At 41.4% G+C, this 2,801-nt stretch carries 2 protein-coding genes; both read left to right on the top strand.

Going from position 1 to position 2,801, the window contains the following annotated elements; genetic code table 11:
• Positions 1-28: 28 nt before the first annotated feature.
• Positions 29-508, top strand: coding sequence for a FixH family protein (locus tag CXF78_RS19250; RefSeq protein WP_011637475.1), 480 nt, complete (start codon positions 29-31; stop codon positions 506-508).
• Positions 509-564: 56 nt separating this feature from the next.
• Positions 565-2,801: heavy metal translocating P-type ATPase (locus tag CXF78_RS19245; protein WP_102037665.1), on the top strand; the 2,237-nt coding region annotated here is incomplete at its 3' end.

The following is a 2,801-nucleotide window of genomic DNA, read 5'->3' as shown; positions in this document are numbered from 1 at the left end:
TCTGATTAACACCATTTTAGGACGTATTATGTCGGATCAACTCCCTTGGTATAAGCAGTTTTGGCCTTGGTTTTTAATCATCTTGCCAATGTGTGCCGTTATTGCCAGTTTAACCACACTAAAAATTGCTCTAGATAATTCTGATTCATTAGTTGCCGAAGATTATTATAAGCAAGGCAAAGCGATTAACATGGATTTGCGCAAAATTAAGTATGCTCAGCAGATTGGAATGAAATTTTTAGTGACTGTCGATGATCAAGAGTTAACTATCACTCAACACGGTGGCCCTGAATATCGCGCTGCGCTGAATGTACGTTTTTATCATCCGACTATTGAAGCTAAAGATTTCAGCCTCAATGCAACGGCCGATGCTAATTATGTTTATCACATCCCATTAGATGCTGCGATTACCGGCCCTTGGGAAGTGCGCATAGAAGGATTTGATGCTAAGTGGCGTATACAACAACGTATTGATATTAAAGATGACGTTGAATATTGGCTAAATTAATAGTAAATCGATTAAGTCTTTGAATGATGCATATTTAATTAAGCTGGTATAAATAGATGACATCTTGCTTTCATTGCAATGAGCCGGTGCTAACGGGTGAACAGTTTACAACCGTGATTAATGGGCAACCACAACCTATGTGCTGCCCAGGTTGTCAGGCGGTTTCGCAAGCGATTATGGATGCTGGCTTAAGCAGCTATTATCAATTTCGTAGTGAGCCAGGCAATCGCCAAACTGCTTTGATACCTGAGCAATTGTCGCAATACAGTGCTTATGATCTACCTGAAGTACAGCAAGACTTTGTACATAAACAAGGGGCTATTGATTCGACCTCTTTGTCTATCGACGGCATTACCTGCGCCGCTTGTGCATGGTTAATTGAGCATAAACTAAAACCCATTGCTGGTGTCACCAATGTATTGGTTAACTCAACTACACAACGCGCATTGGTAAGTTGGGATAGTCAAATTATTCAGCTCAGTGAAATTTTGCAGATTATCAGTAAAATTGGCTATCAAGCAGCACCTTATCAAGTTGATGAACAAGAAAAACAATCAAAAGCAGACAGTCGTAAATTTTTACTTCGTTTAGGACTTGCAGGCTTTGCCACCATGCAGGTGATGATGTTTGCCCTCGCCTTATATACAGGATACTTTACCGACCTAGATGTCGAGTTTCGCGATTATTTCCGCTGGGTGAGTTTAATTTTTGCAGCTCCAGTGGTGTTGTATTCTGCTCAACCCTTTTATTTCAGTGCGCTTCGGAGTTTATTAAGTGGCAAGCTTAATATGGATGTCTCTGTCTCCATCGCTATTTTAGGTGCTTATATCGCCAGTTGTGTCGCGACGATTCAGGCCAATGGCGAAGTGTATTTTGAATCGGTTTCCATGTTTACCTTCTTCCTATTACTCGGCCGCTATTTTGAACAAACAGCAAGACAAAAAGCCTCTGTTAGTTCGAGTAATTTACATAAACTGGTTCCTTTAACCGCACATTTATACCGTGATGGCGAGATTACTGAGATTGCTGCTAAACAACTCGTCATTGGCGATATTATTTTGGTCAAACCAGGTGAAGTCATTGCAGCAGATGCTGAGGTGGTTAATGGCCTATCAAGCGTCAATGAAGCCATGCTAACCGGCGAACAAATGCCAATAGGTAAACAGATTAATGATACCGTTTATGCCGGAACCATTAATGTCGAACAACCTCTGCAAGTTAAAGTCACTGCGTTAGGCCAAGATCAACTAGTGGCTGAAATTATTCGCTTACAAGAACTTGCATCAAACAACAAACCAGCTATTGCTTTGGTGGCCGACCGTTTAGCACGTTATTTTTCCGCAACCATATTATCGATTGCAGCGCTAACCTATATTGTTTGGTTGTTTATTTCTGCCGATGATGCTTTTTGGATTACCTTGTCGGTATTAGTTGCCACTTGTCCATGTGCCCTCGCCCTTGCTACGCCGACAGCTGTGACATGTGCAACGGCAATTTTTACCAAGTTAGGCGTTATTCCGCGCAAAGCCGGCATTTTTGAAAAACTGACTAAAATTGATCATGTGGTGTTTGATAAAACAGGAACCTTAACCTGCGGTCAATTATCGATTGGTGAAGTGCAAACCTTTGGCGAATACTCATCAGAGCAAGTGTTATCGTTGGCTGCAGCAATTGAGCAAGGCTCTTTACATCCCATCGCACTAGCATTTAAACCTTTTTATGATAATAAACACCTTGTCGAAAATGTTGATCATCATATAGGTTTAGGCATTCGCGCGAGTATCGGTCAACGGCAAGTTTGTATTGGTACGGCTCAATTTGTTACCCCAGACGCAAATGTAGCGGCTTCACAGGCAATTGAAACCCAGTGGATATATCTGTCTGTCGATAACAAATTGATCGCTAAAATTGAAATGCTTGATGAGTTAAGAGTCGACAGTTTAGCCACCGTGAATTCGTTAAAAGCAGCCAATATAAAACTCAGTATTGCCAGTGGTGATAATTCGGGACATGTTGAGTTTTTGGCAAGTAAACTCGGTATTTCAGATGTACATTCAGGTTTATCACCGCAAGATAAGTTAGCGTTAGTGAATCAATTACAACAACAAGCCAATGTGGCTATGTTTGGAGATGGCATTAATGATGCACCTGTACTTGCCGGAGCAAACTTGTCTGTTGCAATGGGAAGCGGCAGTGCTATTGCCAAAAATAGTGCTGACCTAATATTACTAGGCGACCACTTGTCGCGTTTTAATGATGCTATTGATGTCGCTAAGCAAACACAGCGCATTAT

The organism is Shewanella sp. 11B5 (assembly GCF_002836795.1).
Lineage (GTDB): Bacteria > Pseudomonadota > Gammaproteobacteria > Enterobacterales > Shewanellaceae > Shewanella > Shewanella frigidimarina.
The sequence above is the reverse complement of the archived record's forward strand: the minus strand, read 5'-3'. Positions and strand labels throughout refer to the sequence as shown.

What these genes read in the sequence shown, in the direction of transcription:
- CXF78_RS19250 (WP_011637475.1), top strand. Translation starts at nt 29, where the DNA reads ATGTCGGATCAACTCCCTTGGTATAAGCAGTTTTGGCCTTGGTTTTTA.